This is a genomic window from Mycobacterium sp. BMJ-28, from assembly GCF_054404835.1.
Genome location: NZ_CM136783.1, coordinates 2,509,801 through 2,525,073 on the forward strand (window position 1 = coordinate 2,509,801; position 15,273 = coordinate 2,525,073).

The 15,273-nt window shown below is 69.3% G+C and carries 17 protein-coding genes; 9 read left to right on the top strand and 8 right to left on the bottom strand.

Annotated features, from left to right (window positions below; translation table 11 throughout):
- Window positions 1-37: 37 nt before the first annotated feature.
- Genes ACXPWS_RS12345 through ACXPWS_RS12365 form a run of 5 tightly spaced genes read right to left on the bottom strand, consistent with a single transcriptional unit; the run spans window position 38 to window position 4,406 of the window.
- Window positions 38-1,438: a protein adenylyltransferase SelO gene (locus ACXPWS_RS12345; protein ID WP_458713509.1), complete on the bottom strand. Its 1,401-nt coding sequence runs from the start codon at window positions 1,436-1,438 to the stop codon at window positions 38-40.
- Complete coding sequence (locus ACXPWS_RS12350) at window positions 1,435-2,157, bottom strand: adenosylcobinamide-GDP ribazoletransferase (RefSeq protein ID WP_458712701.1); 723 nt, start codon at window positions 2,155-2,157, stop codon at window positions 1,435-1,437. Before ACXPWS_RS12350 ends, ACXPWS_RS12345 begins: the two co-directional genes overlap by 4 nt.
- 13 nt (window positions 2,158-2,170) lie before the next feature.
- Complete coding sequence (gene cobT / locus ACXPWS_RS12355; protein ID WP_458712702.1) at window positions 2,171-3,211, bottom strand: nicotinate-nucleotide--dimethylbenzimidazole phosphoribosyltransferase; 1,041 nt, start codon at window positions 3,209-3,211, stop codon at window positions 2,171-2,173.
- Window positions 3,208-3,726 (bottom strand): bifunctional adenosylcobinamide kinase/adenosylcobinamide-phosphate guanylyltransferase, encoded by a 519-nt coding sequence (locus ACXPWS_RS12360; protein ID WP_458712703.1) that lies wholly within the window; start codon window positions 3,724-3,726, stop codon window positions 3,208-3,210. Before ACXPWS_RS12360 ends, cobT begins: the two co-directional genes overlap by 4 nt.
- A gap of 2 nt (window positions 3,727-3,728) precedes the next feature.
- A complete protein-coding gene (locus ACXPWS_RS12365) occupies window positions 3,729-4,406 on the bottom strand; it encodes a DUF3043 domain-containing protein (RefSeq protein WP_458712704.1) in 678 nt (225 codons plus the stop codon).
- 70 nt (window positions 4,407-4,476) lie between these two features.
- On the opposite strand from ACXPWS_RS12365, the gene ACXPWS_RS12370 reads away from it, so the two are divergent.
- Entirely contained in the window at window positions 4,477-5,523 is a 1,047-nt protein-coding gene (locus ACXPWS_RS12370) for a glycerate kinase family protein (RefSeq protein ID WP_458712705.1), read from the top strand.
- 59 nt (window positions 5,524-5,582) lie between these two features.
- Entirely contained in the window at window positions 5,583-5,939 is a 357-nt protein-coding gene (locus tag ACXPWS_RS12375) for an iron-sulfur cluster assembly accessory protein (RefSeq protein WP_458712706.1), read from the top strand.
- Window position 5,940: 1 nt separating this feature from the next.
- On the opposite strand, the gene ACXPWS_RS12380 is transcribed toward ACXPWS_RS12375, so the two are convergent.
- On the bottom strand, window positions 5,941-6,453 hold the full coding sequence (locus ACXPWS_RS12380; protein ID WP_458712707.1) for an Rv0361 family membrane protein: 513 nt from the start codon (window positions 6,451-6,453) through the stop codon (window positions 5,941-5,943).
- Window positions 6,454-6,661: 208 nt separating this feature from the next.
- On the opposite strand from ACXPWS_RS12380, the gene ACXPWS_RS12385 reads away from it, so the two are divergent.
- Complete coding sequence (locus ACXPWS_RS12385; protein ID WP_458713510.1) at window positions 6,662-7,633, top strand: carbohydrate kinase family protein; 972 nt, start codon at window positions 6,662-6,664, stop codon at window positions 7,631-7,633.
- Here ACXPWS_RS12385 and asnB read toward each other — a convergent pair.
- Window positions 7,630-9,561, bottom strand: coding sequence for an asparagine synthase (glutamine-hydrolyzing) (gene asnB, locus ACXPWS_RS12390; RefSeq protein WP_458713511.1), 1,932 nt, complete (start codon window positions 9,559-9,561; stop codon window positions 7,630-7,632). The genes ACXPWS_RS12385 and asnB overlap by 4 nt on opposite strands.
- Before the next feature lie 196 nt (window positions 9,562-9,757).
- Between asnB and ctaC the strand changes: the two genes are divergently transcribed.
- From ctaC to ACXPWS_RS12410, 4 genes are all read left to right on the top strand, one after another.
- The gene (ctaC, locus tag ACXPWS_RS12395; protein WP_458713512.1) at window positions 9,758-10,744 is read left to right on the top strand and encodes an aa3-type cytochrome oxidase subunit II; all 987 of its coding nucleotides are present in this window, start codon (window positions 9,758-9,760) and stop codon (window positions 10,742-10,744) included.
- Window positions 10,745-10,753: 9 nt separating this feature from the next.
- Window positions 10,754-11,173: a cytochrome c oxidase subunit 4 gene (locus ACXPWS_RS12400; RefSeq protein WP_458712708.1), complete on the top strand. Its 420-nt coding sequence runs from the start codon at window positions 10,754-10,756 to the stop codon at window positions 11,171-11,173.
- Window positions 11,174-11,302: 129 nt separating this feature from the next.
- Complete coding sequence (locus ACXPWS_RS12405; protein ID WP_458712709.1) at window positions 11,303-12,133, top strand: MmpS family transport accessory protein; 831 nt, start codon at window positions 11,303-11,305, stop codon at window positions 12,131-12,133.
- Entirely contained in the window at window positions 12,133-12,759 is a 627-nt protein-coding gene (locus tag ACXPWS_RS12410; RefSeq protein ID WP_458712710.1) for a DUF2561 family protein, read from the top strand. Before ACXPWS_RS12405 ends, ACXPWS_RS12410 begins: the two co-directional genes overlap by 1 nt.
- A 4-nt stretch (window positions 12,760-12,763) precedes the next feature.
- Here the strand turns inward: ACXPWS_RS12410 and ACXPWS_RS12415 are convergent, their stop codons facing one another.
- Complete coding sequence (locus ACXPWS_RS12415; RefSeq protein WP_458712711.1) at window positions 12,764-13,171, bottom strand: DUF5313 domain-containing protein; 408 nt, start codon at window positions 13,169-13,171, stop codon at window positions 12,764-12,766.
- Between the two features lie 71 nt (window positions 13,172-13,242).
- On the opposite strand from ACXPWS_RS12415, the gene ACXPWS_RS12420 reads away from it, so the two are divergent.
- Together ACXPWS_RS12420 and ACXPWS_RS12425 are read left to right on the top strand one after the other, a co-directional pair.
- Entirely contained in the window at window positions 13,243-13,617 is a 375-nt protein-coding gene (locus ACXPWS_RS12420) for an ArsR/SmtB family transcription factor (RefSeq protein ID WP_458712712.1), read from the top strand.
- Window positions 13,617-15,257, top strand: coding sequence for a SulP family inorganic anion transporter (locus ACXPWS_RS12425; RefSeq protein WP_458712713.1), 1,641 nt, complete (start codon window positions 13,617-13,619; stop codon window positions 15,255-15,257). The genes ACXPWS_RS12420 and ACXPWS_RS12425 overlap by 1 nt, the downstream gene beginning before the upstream one ends.
- Window positions 15,258-15,273: the final 16 nt, after the last annotated feature.

Consider the following 15,273-nt stretch of genomic DNA (forward strand, 5'->3'; position numbering starts at 1 on the left):
GCATTATGCGGTACCGCCGGTTTCGGGTGAACGGCGGTCAGGTGCCGCAGAACGTCCGGTAACACGACGCGAAATCCGCGGGGGCCGGCTCGGCGTAACGCGCCGCGCCGGGCCGTTCGGTGAAGGGTGCCCGCACCGTGGCGACCAGATCCCGCACCGGGCCGGGATCCCCCGCGGTGGCCGCGGCGAGGGCTTCCTCGACCAGGTGGTTGCGCGGAATGTAGAGCGGGTTGACCCGGTCCATCGCGCCGGTATCGGGGTCCAGGGCCCGCCAGCGTTGGGCCCAATCGTCGAATCCCTCGGGTACCGTGCCGCCGCTCAACGCCCGGAAGAACGACGTGAAATCGGGCCGATGCTGCTCCAGGAGAACCAGCAGATCCCCGACGAGCGCCGGATCCACCTGCGCGAGGCCCAGTTTGGTGCTCATCTGAGCATGAAACGCCCGCTGGTAATGATCCTTGAAGGACTCCAGGGTGTCGGTGGCCGCCGCGATCGCGGCCTCGGGGTCCGGATCGATCAGCGGTAGCAGCGTCTCGGCGAAGCGAGCCAGATTCCAGGCCGCCACCGCCGGCTGGTTGCCGTAGGCGTAGCGGCCCCAGCTGTCGATCGAACTGAACACCGTGGCCGGGTCGTAGGACTCCATGAACGCGCACGGTCCGTAGTCGATGGTCTCGCCGGAGATGGTCATGTTGTCGGTGTTCATCACGCCGTGGATGAATCCGACGGCCATCCAGCGTGCGATGAGCGACGCCTGAACGGTGAGCACCGACTCGAGCAGGGCGAGGTAGGGGTTGACGGCCGCCCCGGCGTCCGGGTGGTGCCGTTCGATGGCGTAATCGGCCAAGCGCCGCAACAGCTTTGCGTCGCCGCTCAGCGCCGCGTACTGAAAACTGCCGACCCGCAGGTGGCTGGCGGCCACCCGGGCCAGCACGGCGCCCGGCAGCGGGGTCTCGCGATGTACGGTCACGCCGGTGGCCACCACCGCCAACGCGCGGGTGGTGGGGATGCCCAGCGCGTGCATGGCCTCACTGATCACGTACTCGCGCAACATCGGTCCCACCGCGGCCAGCCCGTCCCCGCCGCGTGCGAACGGCGTCCGCCCGGAACCCTTGAGGTGCAGGTCGCGGCCGTCGGGCAGCTCGCCGAGGAGCAGTGCGCGGCCGTCGCCCAGACGCGGCACCAGCCCGCCGAACTGGTGCCCGGCGTAGGCCTGCGCCACCGGGCTGGTGCCCTCGGGCAGCGTCGTCCCGGTCAGCAGGCCCAGCCCCGCATCGCTGCGCAGCCAGTCGACATCGAGGCCCAATTCGGCGGCCAGCGGTTCGTTGAGCACCAGCAACGCCGGATCGGTTGCGGTCTGCGCCTGCCAGGCCACGGACAGTTCGGGCAGCGTGCGGGCGAAATGGTCGGCCAGCGCAATCACAGTCTCGACTGTACTCAGCTCGCGGCCAGTCCCAGCGCCACCAGCGTCGTGGTGATCTCCGATGCGGCGCCCAGCACATCACCGGTGATGCCGCCGAAGCGGCGGACACAGTGGGCCACCAACACCGCGGTCACCGCCAGTGCCGCCAGCACCACCAACGGCCCCTGCCACGGCCGGGGTGTCGCCGCGGCGGCGGCGCCGGCCAACGCCACCGTCCAGCCCGCCGCCACCCACCACGGCACCGATCCGGCCACCAGCGAACCCAGCGTGCTGCCCGCGGCCGCGGGCACACCACGCCGGCAGGTCAGCACCGCCGCCACCCGGCCCGCGGTGACCGCGACCACCACCGCGGCCGGGCTCAGCGCGCCGAAGGTCAAGCCCTGCAACACGATCGCCAGTGCCACGGCCGCCACCCCGAACGGTCCCGCGGTGCCACCGCGCATCACTGCCAGCGCGCGTTCGGGTGGCCCGTAACAACCGAGCCCGTCGACGGTGTCCGACAGGCCGTCGATGTGCAGGCCGCGGGTGCACAACAACAGCAGCGCCACGGCGAGCAGACCGGGCAGCGCGCCGGCGTCATACCAGTGCGCGGCGCCCCACACCGTCAGCGCGGCCAGTGCGCCCAGTGCGGCTCCCACCACCGGCAGCGCCGTCAGGGCTCCCCGGCCGAACGGCTGATGCACTCGCAGCGGCAGCACCGTGCCGAAGGCGAAAGCCGAAGCGAGCGAGCCGATCACAGAGCCGGATGCATCACGCGTCGGATACTCCGGCTTCGCCGAAGGTGGCCATCTCGGCAAGCGTGGCCACCGCGGCACGCACGATCGGCAGGGCCACCGCGGCGCCGGTGCCCTCGCCCAGGCGCATGCCCAGATCGACGATCGGCGTCAGCTCGAGATGGTCCAGCGCCAGCGTGTGGGCCGGTTCGGTGGAGCGGTGCCCGGCCTGCCACCAGGCCCGCGCCCCGGGCGCCAGCAGATCGGCGACCAGCGCCGCGGCGGTGACCACCACGCCGTCCAGCAGTACCGGGGTGCGCCGCACCGCGGCCTGGGCCAGGAAACCGGCCATCGCGGCCAGATCCGCGCCGCCGCACACCCGCAGCAGCGCCTGCGGGTCGGCGGTGTGAGTGCGGGCCCGGTACAGCGCGTCGCGGATGGCCGATACCTTGCGGGCCCAGCCGGCATCGTCGATCCCGGTGCCGCGGCCGGCCACCGTCACCGGTTCGGACCGGGTCACAGCGGCGATCAAAGTGGTTGCGGGCGTGGTGTTCCCGATGCCCATATCGCCGGCGATGAGCAGGTCGGCGCCACCGTCGACCTCTTCATCGGCGATCCGGCGGCCTGCCTCGATCGCGGCGGCGGCCTCCTCGGCGGTCAATGCGTCCTCGACCGCGATGTTGCCGCTGCCGCGGCGCACCTTGTGCGCACCGACGGCCGGGCTCAGCGGTTCGGCGTCCACCGCGATATCGGCGACCCGGACGGTGGCGCCGGCGATCGTCGCCAGCACGTTGATGGCCGCGCCGCCGGCATCGAAGTTGGCCACCATCTGCGTGGTGACCTCGGGCGGGAAGGCCGACACCCCGGCGGCGGTCACGCCGTGGTCACCGGCGAACACCACCACCCGGGCGCGCTCGAACTGGCGCGGCGGGCACACACCCTGACAGGAGGCCACCCACACCGACAGTTCCTCCAGCCGGCCCAGTGAGCCGGGTGGCTTGGTCAGCGTGCCCTGCCGGGCCACGGCCGCCCGGCGGGCCTCCGCGTCGGGCGGGATGATCCCGGGAAACGCGCTCACCTGGCCTCCTTGACCACTAAGGGTTGTCCGGCGACGACCAGGATCACCCGGTCGCACAGTGCCGCCAAGCGCTGGTTCAGCGTGCCCAGTTCATCGGCGAACAGCCGGCCGCCCGCTGTCGCGGGCACCACGGTGAGCCCCACCTCGGGGCTCACCAGGGTCAGCTTCCCACCGAATCCTGTGACCGCCGCGCAGAGTTCGTCGACGTCGTCGCGCACCGATCCGCCGGTCCAGGCGTCCAGCCGGTCCATCGTCGCGGTCAGCCAGCCACCGATATCGTCGACCAGCGTGGCGGTGTGCGTGTCGGCGCGCAATTGCGTTGCCACATCGGCGGTTTCGACGGTCGTCCAGTGTGCCGGCCGGCGGCCGCGGTGGGCCGCCACGCGCCGGGACCAGTCCGGGTCGCCGGCGTCGGTGCGGCCGGTGGCCAGGTAGCGCACCGTGTCGCCGGCGATATCGGTCTCGGCCCAGCGCGATTTGCCCGAACGGATACCGCCCAGGACCAGTACCCGCACGCTCAGACGTCGTCGCCGCGATTGACCAGCGGACGCGGGGCACGCATGCGGCGCAGCTGGGAGGCACGGCTGGCGGCGTAGAAGCCGAGTTTGAGGCCGCTTTCGGTGTTGGCCGGGAACTTCTCGTCGACCTTGCGGTTCACCTGACGGCCCACCAGCACGCCGTCGATGGCCATGATCACCAGCAGGACCGGCATCCCGTAGGAGACGTAGCGCTGCACGGCGACCGCGGGCACCGCCAGCGTGATGAGCACCAGCCCCAACGCGACCGGCATGAACAGTCCGAGCAGGTTGCGCCGGGAGTCCACGATGTCGCGGGCGTAGCGGCGCACCGGACCCTTGTCCCGCGGCAGCAGATAGGCGTCGTCGCCGGCCATCATCCGCTCGCGGCGTTCGGCCATCTCGGCGCGCCGGGTCACCTTCTCGGCCTTGCGCTCGTCCTTGCTCAGCTTGGGCTTGGACGCGGCCAGCTCCTTACGGCGCTTACGGGCTTCCGCGGTGGTCAGCGGCGCGGGAGCGACGGGCCCGCGCTTGCGGGCGGCCTCGCTGCGTTTCGGGGTGGGCCGACCCTTGCCCGCGGTCGGTCCGATATCACCGTCGGTACCCGGCCCGCCGGAGGCGCCGGCGGACGATACGTCCTCCGGTTGTGGATTGTCCTTCTTGCGGCCCAGCAGATTCACGCTCACAGGGTACTTCCGAACGCGATTTCGTTGGTATGCGGCTCCGGAGCCGACGCCCTACGCTGGCCGAATGCATGTGCTGGTGGCCCCCGACTGTTTCGGTGACAGCCTGACCGCGGTGCAGGCCGCCGAGGCCATCGCGACCGGCTGGGCCCGGGCGCGGGACGGCGACACCTTCACCCTGGCACCCCAGTCCGATGGCGGTCCCGGCTTCGTGGACGTGTTGGCCAGCCGGCTGGGCGGGCTGCGGCAGGCCCGGGTGAGCGGACCGCTGGACGAGGTCGTGACAGCCGAATGGGTGTTGCACGGCGACACCGGTTACCTCGAATGCGCGCAGGCGTGCGGGCTGACGCTGCTGGGTGGGCCGCCGACGGTGGCCACGGCGCTGGCGGCGCACAGCAGGGGAGTGGGCGAGCTGATCGCCGCGGCACTGGATGCCGGCGCCCGCCGGATCGCCGTCGGGCTGGGCGGCAGCAGCTGCACCGACGGCGGGCGGGGGCTGGTCGAGGCGCTGGGTGGATTGCCGGCCGCCCGGGACCGGCTGGCCGGGGTCGAGCTGATCGCCGCAAGTGATGTCGAGCACCCGTTGCTGGGTCCGATGGGCGCGGCGCCGGTGTTCGGGCCGCAGAAGGGCGCCGACCCGGAAACGGTGGCCGTGCTGGAACGTCGGCTGACGGAATGGGCTGCCGAGCTCGGGCCCGGCATCGCCGGCGGGCCGGGTGCGGGTGCGGCCGGCGGGATCGGCGCGGCGCTGTTGGCGCTCGGCGGCCGCCGGGAATCCGGGGCGGCGGTGATCGCCGAGCACACCGGGCTGGCCGGCGACGTGGCGGCGGCCGACCTCGTCATCACCGGTGAGGGCAGATTCGATGACCAGTCGCTGCACGGCAAGGTGGTCAGCGCGCTGGCGGCCGGCGCCCGGGGCCGCGGCACGCCGGTACTGGTCCTGGCAGGTCAGGTCACGCTGGCGCCGGCGGTGCTCGCCGCGGAGGGCATCGCGGCGGCGTATTCGATCACCGAGTACGCCGGGTCGGTGGAGCGGGCCATCGCCGAGGCCGCCGATCAGCTGACCGGGCTGGCCGAGCGCACCGCACGGCTGTGGCCTGAGACTCGGGAATAGTGCCCGGACAAGGTACCGTTGAAGACATCGCGAATGCACTACCGCAACAGGGAGACGCAATGACTGTTCAGGACGACACCACCACCGAAACCCACGGTGCGGTGCTGACCGACGCGGCCGCCGCCAAGGCGAAGGCCCTGCTGGACCAGGAGGGCCGCGATGACCTGGCGCTGCGGATCGCCGTGCAGCCGGGTGGCTGTGCCGGTCTGCGCTACAACCTGTTCTTCGACGACCGCAACCTCGACGGCGACCTGACCACCGATTTCGGTGGTGTGGCACTGACCGTCGACCGGATGAGCGCGCCGTACATCCAGGGCGCCACCATCGACTTCGTCGACACCATCGAGAAGCAGGGCTTCACCATCGACAACCCCAACGCCACCGGCTCGTGCGCCTGCGGCGACTCGTTCAACTGACCTAGTCGGTTCGCTGGACATACGAGCAGACCAGGATCCGGTTGTCCTGCGCCAGTAGCTGGGCAACCGCCTGGTGCTCGTCGCCCGTGGATGCGGGCATCCGCCCGGACGGCGCCGGCGTGCCCTTCATGCTGAACAGCACCTGCGCCTGATCCGGGGACAGGTAGACGATCTTGTCGATCGATGTCACCTGCACGTTTTTGTACTGCTTGCGGAACGCGTCGCCGCTCATATCGGCCAGGGCCAGATCGGAATCGTGGTTCTTGACCGCGTCGTAGAGCCCGCAGAGCGTGTGCCGGGCGATGGTCTGTTCGTCGCCGTCGGCCAACGCGTCGAGAAACTCCTGGATCGCCGGTTGGGCGGTGGCCGCGGTGATCGGCGTACGCGTCTCGGACCGGCCCCCGACCACCACCACGACGGTGGCCACCGCGGCGATCACCGCGATGACGGCCGCAATCGTCGCGAACAGCGGCCAGCGCCTGCGCTTCGGGTACTGCACCGGCGGTGGAAGCATGCCAGGGTAGGAAGCGGGGAACTGGTGCGGTGGAAATCCCTGAGGAGGAAATGACATCGGATACGTTTCGGTGTCTAGGCTTGGACTCGCCGGTCGGACACGACCGTCAATTGGACTTGCAGGCAGGCTAGCGCACCGCAACGGATATCCCCGTCGGCGCACACCCGTACGCTAGTTAGATTCGTTAACGAAAATGAAGGGCGACGTTGTGACCATTGCGGTGACCGGTTCGATCGCGACCGACCATCTGATGAAGTTCCCCGGCAAGTTCTCCGAGCAGCTGCTGCCCGAACATCTGCAGAAGGTGTCGCTGAGCTTTCTGGTCGACGACCTGGTCATCCACCGCGGCGGCGTCGCCGGCAACATGGCCTTCGCCATCGGCGTCCTCGGCGGCAAGGCGGCCCTAGTCGGCGCGGCCGGATCGGACTTCTCCGACTACCGGCAGTGGCTCAACGACCACGGCGTCAACACCGACAACGTGCTGATCTCCGACCAGGCCTACACCGCCCGGTTCGTCTGCACCACCGACGTCGACATGGCCCAGATCGCCTCGTTCTACCCGGGCGCGATGTCCGAGGCGCGCAATATCAAGCTGGCCGACGTCGTATCACGCACCGGCGCACCGGAATTGGTGATCGTCGGCGCCAACGACCCGGAGGCCATGTTCGCCCACACGCAGGAATGCCGCAGCCTGGGCCTGGCATTCGCCGCCGACCCCTCCCAGCAGCTGGCTCGCCTGAACGGCGAGGAGATCCGCGCACTCATCGACGGTGCCACCTACCTGTTCACCAACGACTACGAATGGGACCTGCTGCTGCAGAAGTCCGGCCTGAGCGAAGCCCAGGTGATGGGCCAGATCGGTCTGCGCGTCACCACCCTCGGTGCCAAGGGGGTGGACCTGGTGTCCTCGGACGGCACCTTCGTGCACGTCGACGTGGTGCCCGAAACCCATCAGGCCGACCCGACCGGTATCGGCGACGCCTTCCGTGCCGGTTTCCTCACCGGGCGGTCCGCCGGACTGAGCCTGGAGCGCTCCGCGCAGCTGGCCTCGCTGGTGGCCGTGCTGGTGTTGGAAACCACCGGCCCGCAGGAATGGACCTGGGACAAGGACGCCGGCATCGCCCGCATCGCCGATGCCTACGGCGCCGAGGCGGCCGCCGAGATCGCCGCGGCGCTTTAAATCTGCACGGGGTAGGTCGGTTCGCTGATCTGCGGTGTCACGCTGCCTTCGACGAAGATGGCGTGCCACAGCATGAAGATCAGTACCGTCCACAACCGGCGACTGTGATCGGCCTGTCCGGCGCGATGCTCGTCGAGCATGGTCCGCACCGCCGCCAGGTCGATCAGTTCACCGGTCTGCGAGGTGGCCACCATCGCATACGCCCAATCCAGTAGCTCGCCGGCCTTGAGCCAGTGCCGGATCGGCACCGGGAAGCCCAGCTTCGCCCGGTTGAGCACATGTGCGGGCACGATCGGTTCCAGTGCGCGGCGCAGCGCGTACTTGGTGGTGGTGCGGGTGATCTTCTGGTCATAGGGCAGCCGGGACGCCACCGCGAACACCTCGGGGTCCAGGAACGGCACCCGCAGCTCCAGTGAATTGGCCATCGTCATCTTGTCGGCCTTGACCAGGATGTCGCCGCGTAACCAGGTGAACAGATCGATGTGCTGCATGCGCGCCACCGGATCCCAGCCCGCCGACGCGGCATACAGCCCGGCCGTCACATCGGTGTGGGTCCAGTTCGGATTGAACTGGCGCAGCACGGTGCGCAACTGGTCGTCGGAGAAGCTGCGGGCGTTGCCGTAATAGCGCTCTTCGAGAGTCAGCGATCCGCGGTGCAACAGGCTCTTACCGCGCATACCGTCGGGCAGTGGTTTGGACGCCTTGCCGAGCGATCGCCGCACCGGTCGGGGCAGATAGTCGAAAGCCTTGAGCGACAACGGTTCCCGGTAGATCGTGTAACCACCGAACAGTTCGTCTGCGCCCTCGCCGCTCAACACCACCTTGACGTGTTTGCGCGCCTCGCGGGCGATGAAGAACAACGGCACCAGTGCCGGGTCGGCGACCGGTTCGTCGAGATACCAGACGATCTCGGGCAGCGCGGCGACGAACTCGGCCGCGCTCACCACCTTGGTGACATGCCGCGCGCCGATCGCCTCGGCCGAGGCGACGGCGACGTCGACCTCGGAGAAGCCCTCCCGCTCGAAACCGGTGGTGAAGGTGATCAGCCGCGGGTTGTGCCGCATCGCCAGCGCGGCGATGGCCGTCGAGTCGATGCCGCCGGACAGGAACGCGCCCACGGTGACGTCGGCGCGCATGTGCTTGGCGACCGAATCCTCCAGAACCGCGGTGATCTCGTCGTAGCGGGCCTGCTCGTCGCCGGCCCGGAACGGGACCGCAGCGAAGCGGGGGGTGAAGTACCGGGTGATCTCCGGCGCCGATCCCGGACGGATCCGGGCGTAGCTGCCCGACTCCAGCCGCCGGATGCCCCGCTGCAGCGTTTCGGGCTCCGGGACGTACTGCAACACGGTGTAGTGCTGCACGGCGCGCTCGTCGATGTCCAGGTCCAGGCCGGCCGTCGGCGCCAGGTCCACCAGGCACTTCTTCTCGCTGCCCAGCACGGTGCCGCCCGGTCCGGTGGCCAGGTACAGCGGCTTGATCCCGAACGGGTCGCGCGCGCAGATCAGCTCGCGGGTCTGGGTGTCCCACAACGTGAAGGCGAACATCCCGCGCAGCCGGCCCAGCACTTCGGTACCCCAGTGGTGGTAGCCCGCGACGATCGCCTCGCCGTCGCCCTCGGTGTGGAACACCGCGCCGTGTTCGGACCGCAGCGCTTCACGTAGTTCGAGGTAGTTGTAGATCTCACCGTTGAACACCAGCGCGTAGCGGTCCGGCGTCTCCGGCGGCCCCCAGCGCAACGGCTGGTGACTGTGGGCGATATCGATGATCGAGAGCCGGTTGAACCCCAGCACCACATCGTCATCGGCCCAGGTGCCGGGCTCGTCGGGGCCCCGATGGCGCATCAGATGCGACGCCCCGGACACCGCGTCGACCAGGGTCGGGGAGACCTCAACGGACGGGTCGGTCAGGTAGGCCAGCAGTCCGCACACCGGGCCAGTATGCCGATTCACCTGGATGTTGGTCGACTTGCCCCGGTCGCTTCGCGGCTTCGCGTACGGGTGGTCTACGCTGCGTAGTACATACAGAGCCGACCGACCGCTCGACGGTCCACCGACTTCTATAGGAGGCGCCAACGTGACCGCTCGCGGCTGCAAGTTGGTGGCGTTGTCAGTGGTGTTGGGCGGGATGACAATCCTGCTCAGCGGATGCAGCTGGCAGGAGGTGTTCGGCCTCGGCTGGCCCACCGGAATCACGCCTGAAGGAAAGCTCAACCGCGACCTGTGGGTCTGGTCGGTGATCGCGTCGTTCGTCGTGGGTGCCATCGTCTGGGCGCTCATCTTCTGGGCCAGCGCCTTCCACCGGAAGAAGAAGACCGACACCGAGCTGCCGCGCCAGTTCGGCTACAACATGCCGCTGGAACTGGTGCTGACCGTGGTGCCGTTCCTGATCATCTCGGTGCTCTTCTACTTCACCGTCGTGGTGCAGGAGAAGATGCTGCACAAGGATCCCAACCCCGAGGTCGTCATCGACGTCACCGCCTTCCAGTGGAACTGGAAGTTCGGCTACCAGAAGATCGCCTTCGGCGACGGCACCTTCAGCTACGACGGCGTCGACGCGGAGAAGAAGGCCGCGATGACGTCCAAGCCAGAGGGCGTGGACGAGCACGGCGAAGAGCGCATCGGCGCCATCCGCGGCCTCAACCCCGAGGACCGCACCTACCTGAACTTCGACAAGGTCGAGACCCTCGGTACGTCCACCGAGATCCCGATCCTGGTGCTGCCCAAGGGCAAGCGCATCGAGTTCCAGATCGCCTCGGCCGACGTGATCCACGGTTTCTGGGTGCCGGAGTTCCTGTTCAAGCGCGACGTGATGCCCGACCCCAAGGCGAACAACTCCGACAACGTCTTCCAGGTCAGCGAGATCCAGGAGACCGGTGCGTTCGTCGGGCGGTGCACCGAGATGTGCGGCACCTACCACTCGATGATGAACTTCGAAGTGCGGGTCGTGGAGCCCAACGATTTCAAGGCCTACCTGCAGCAGCGGCAGGCCGGTAAGACCAATGCCGAAGCGCTGCAGGCGATCAACCAGAATCCACTGGCGGTCACCACGCATCCGTTCGACACCCGGCGCGGCGAACAGGTCGGCGTGCCCCCCGCCCAGGCGAGCAAGTAAGGACAACTCATGCATATCGAAGCGCGGTTGTTCGAGTTCCTGACGGCGTTCTTCGCCCTGGCCGCCGTGGTGTACGGCGTGCTCACGGCGCTCTTCGCCAACGGCGGGATCGAATGGGCCGGTACGGTCGCGCTGGTGCTGACCACCGGGCTGACCCTGATCACCGGCACGTTCTTCCGGTTCGTGGCCCGGCGGCTGGACACCCGGCCCGAGGATTACGAGGACGCCGAGATCAGCGATGGCGCCGGCGAGCTGGGCTTCTTCAGCCCGCACAGCTGGTGGCCGGTGCTGATCGCACTGTCCTTCTCGACCGCCGCCGTCGGCGCCGCCCTGTGGCTGCCCTGGCTGATCGTGGCCGGGATCTGCTTCGTGCTGTTCACCGCAGGTGGGCTGGTCTTCGAGTACTACATCGGCCCCGAAAAGCACTGACGCCTACCGCAGGTCACAACCAGGCGTCAGTTCGCTGATGTGCCGCCTCGCCTGATCCGCTCGCGTCACCTGGTTGGGTAGTGTTGCCGAGGCAACAGTCGAGACGGATAGGCCGAGGGTTAGTGTGAGATGAGCGGGCCTTCAGGACCGGAGAAACCCGGCGCGGGCAATGAGCCGGCACCGAGCACCGGCGAGACGGAGATCCATTCGCGGGCGTACTCCGCACCGGAGTCCGAGCAGTTCGTCAGCTCACCGTACGTACCGCCGGACCCGGCGCTCTACGACTACGACAGCTACGACCCCGCGGTCGACGACACACCGGACAGCCCGCCACGCTGGCCGTGGGTGGTCGGCGTCGTCGCGATCGTCGCCGCTGTCGCGCTGGTGGCATCGGTAGCAGTGCTGGTGACCCGCACCGACAACACCAACCTGGCCAATCCGGGCACGTCCACCACCAAGTCGGCGCCGCCGGTACAGGACGAGATCACCACCACCACGCCGCCCCCGCCGCCGAGCCCCGAGCCACCGCCCCCGCCGACGACCGAGGAGCCCCCGCCGCCCCCACCGGAGACGGTCACGGTCACTCAGGAGCCACCGCCCCCGCCGCCACCCCCGGCGCCCACCGAGACGCCGCCCCCGGCGACCACCTCGGCGGCCCCGCCACCCCCGACGAGCACTGCGCCCGCCGGGCCACGCCAGGTGACCTACTCGGTCACCGGAACCAAGGCACCCGGAGACATCATCACCGTCACCTATATCGACGCGTCCGGTCGCAGCCGCACCCAGCGCAACGTCTACATCCCGTGGTCGCTGACGGTCACGCCGATCTCCCAATCGGAGGTGGGATCCGTGCAGGCCTCCAGCCTCTTCCTGGTGAGCCGGCTGAACTGCGCGATCACCACCAGCGACGGCACGGTGCTGTCGTCCAACACCGGCAACGCCGCACAGACGAGCTGCTGATGCGCGACGAGAGAACGCTTGCCGGCCCGGAGAATCTGGACCGCATCCTGGCCGGCGTGTGCGCCGGTGTCTGGCTGCTCGCCCTCGGCGCCGGGGTGGCGGCCACCGTCGCACTGGTCGATCTGAGCAACGGGCGCGGTTCGGTGCGCGCCGAGCTGTCCGGCTCGGACACGCCCTGGGTGCTGTACACCGTGATCGGGGTGTCGGCGGTGGTGATCGCCGCGGCCATCCCGCTGTTGATCCGCGCGCGCCGGGAGAACACCCAGCGCCCCGTGCGCGGAGTAGCCGGTGGCGGCACGGGATCGGCGGCCGACGATATCGCGGCCATCGCCGGCCGGCCTGCAGGCCGGCGCCGTGCGGTCACCGCCGCCGGTTCTGACGGCAGGCGGCCGGCCCTGCCTGCGATCGTCGATCAGGTGTACGTGCAGTGCGCGGCCGCGATCGGGAGCGCCACCGGTGCCGGGGCGCTGGCCGTCGGTATCGGCACCTACCTGATGGCGACCGGCAGTGACACCGCAGCCTGGGCCGCCTACATCGTCGGCGGCATCATCACCGTCGCGATGCCCGCCCTGCCGTGGTTCTACCTGCGCGAGTTGCACGCCGTCACCGGAACAGCCGCCGCTTAGCCCATCACAGGTCGTGGCTGCCGGCTGGACCCGTGCGGGGACCGTACCGCCGCTCGTAGGCCTCGTGGATGTGCGCGTTCTTCTTCCGGGACAGCTCATCGACCAGGCGCGGATCCAGCCCGTGTTTGACGAGCATGTGCCGGCGCCAGATCTTGTTGAGCGCGTGCGAGAAGTACACGAACGGCAGGAAGATCGGCAGCGTCATGCTGGCGTGCAGGTACAACGACATCGGGATGAACCAGATCGGTGCCAGGATGAGGATCGCCGGTATCGCGACCCGGACCATCATGCGGACCGTGGCGCCGGGCCCGGCCAGATCCCGGGCCACCCACGGGCGCATCGAGTCGGGTAACCGTCTGCCGTAGCAGTACGCAACGTACTGAAGCGGGCGGGGAGTCTGATCGCTGGACATTTGGGCAGCGTAGTTCGCGATATGATGAATTGCGAATTATCTCAATCCATCAAATCGGGGGAGTGCCCATCGTGCCCGACAGCGTTCTGGACGGTCCCGGGCGACCGCTGTATGAGATCAAGGCCAACCTGTTCAAGGCGCTGGCCCATCCGGCGCGGATCCGGGTGCTGGAAATCCTCTCGACGAGTGACGATCCCGTCCCGGTGAGCGCGATCCTGGGGGACAGCGAGATCGAGCCGACGGTGCTGTCGCAGCACCTGGCCGTCCTCAAACGCCACAATGTGGTCCGTGGCAGGCGCGTCGGCAACGCCGTCTTCTACGAACTGGCGCACCCGGAGATCGCCGAGCTGCTGCGCATCGCGCGGGCCTTCCTCACCGCCACCCTGGCGACCCGGCGTGATCAGCTCGAAGCCGTGCGGTCGCTGCCGCCCATCGGCACGCGCTGATGAGCGGGCAGGCGCTTGCCGTACTGGGATTGCTGCCCAGGCGCGGTGACTACGCCGGCCTGACCCGGTCGTGGCGTCGCGACGCGCTCGCCGGCGCCACCGTCGGCGTGGTCGCGCTGCCGCTGGCATTGGCCTTCGGCATCAGCTCCGGTGTCGGAGCCGCCGCCGGACTGGTCACCGCGGTGGTGGCGGGCGTGGTGGCGGCGGTGTTCGGTGGTTCGCACGTCCAGGTGTCCGGGCCTACCGGCGCCATGGCAGTGGTCCTGGCCCCGATCGTCACCCAGTACGGGGTGAGCAGCGTGGCACTGGTCACCGTGCTGGCCGGGGTCATCGTCGTGGTCGCGGGCGTCGCCGGTCTGGGACGGGCAGTCACGTTTCTGCCGTGGCCGGTGATCGAGGGATTCACCCTCGGCATCGCGGTGATCATCTTCCTTCAGCAGATCCCCGCCGCGCTCGGACAGCCGGTACCTCGGGGCGAGTCACCCCTGGCCGCGGTGATCACCGTGCTCCCCAGGGTCGATGTCGCCACGGCCGGCCCCGCGCTCGGCGTCGTGGTCGTGGCGGTGGCGCTGATGGCGGTCCTGCCGCGGATACATCCGGCGGTGCCGGCGTCGCTGCTGGCCGTGGTGGCCGCCACCGTCCTGGTGGCCGCCGCGGGGCTGTCGACCGCACGGATCGGCGCCTTGCCGGCGCAACTGCCCGCGCCGGTGTGGCCGCAGGCCGATCTGACAGCGCTGCGTGGCCTCGCCGGGGCGGCTCTGGCGATCGCCGCGCTGGCTGCGATCGAATCCCTGCTTTCGGCGCGGGTCGCGGCGACCATGTCACCGACCGGGCCCTATGACCCGAATCGGGAGTTGTTCGGGCAGGGACTGGCGTCCATCGCGTCCGGTGTGTTCGGTGGTATGCCGGCGACCGGCGCCATAGCGCGGACGGCGGTCAACGTCCGCTCGGGGGCGCGGACCAGGTTCGCGGCCATCGTGCACGCGATCCTGCTGCTGGCGGTGGTCTACCTGGTCAGCGGTCCGGTCGGGGCCATCCCGCTGGCCGCGTTGGCGGCGGTGCTGATGGTGACCGCGTGCCGGATGATCGCGTGGCACACCATGGTGCGGATTCTGCGGTCCACCCGATCCGGCGCCATCACCTTCGCACTGACCGCCCTGGTGACCGTCTGCTTCGATCTGATCGAGGCCGTCGAAATCGGTATCGCCGTCACGGCCGTGTTCGCGCTGCACACCCTGGCCCGGCGGAGCAGCGTCACCCGGGAGGATCTGCCCGGCCCGGCCCAGCCGGGGGACGAGCAGATCGCCCTCCTTCGGCTCGACGGTGCGATGTTCTTCGGTGCCGCGGAAAGGATCTCGTCCGAGATCGTCGACGAGCGCCACCCCGCCACCACGGTGGTGATCATCCGGCTGTCCCAACTGGGGATGCTCGACGCCACCGGCGCACACACCTTGGCCCAGATCGCCCGGGACTTCGAAATCCGGGGCATCACCGTCATCATCAAGGGCATCCGGTCCGAGCATCGAGAACTGCTCACCAACGTCGGTGTCATCGAGGCGTTACGGCACGCGAATCATCTGGTCGACGATCTCGATGACGCCGTCGCCCATGCGCGCACCCACGTCACCGTCCGAAAGTAGAAGGGCCCGCACAGCT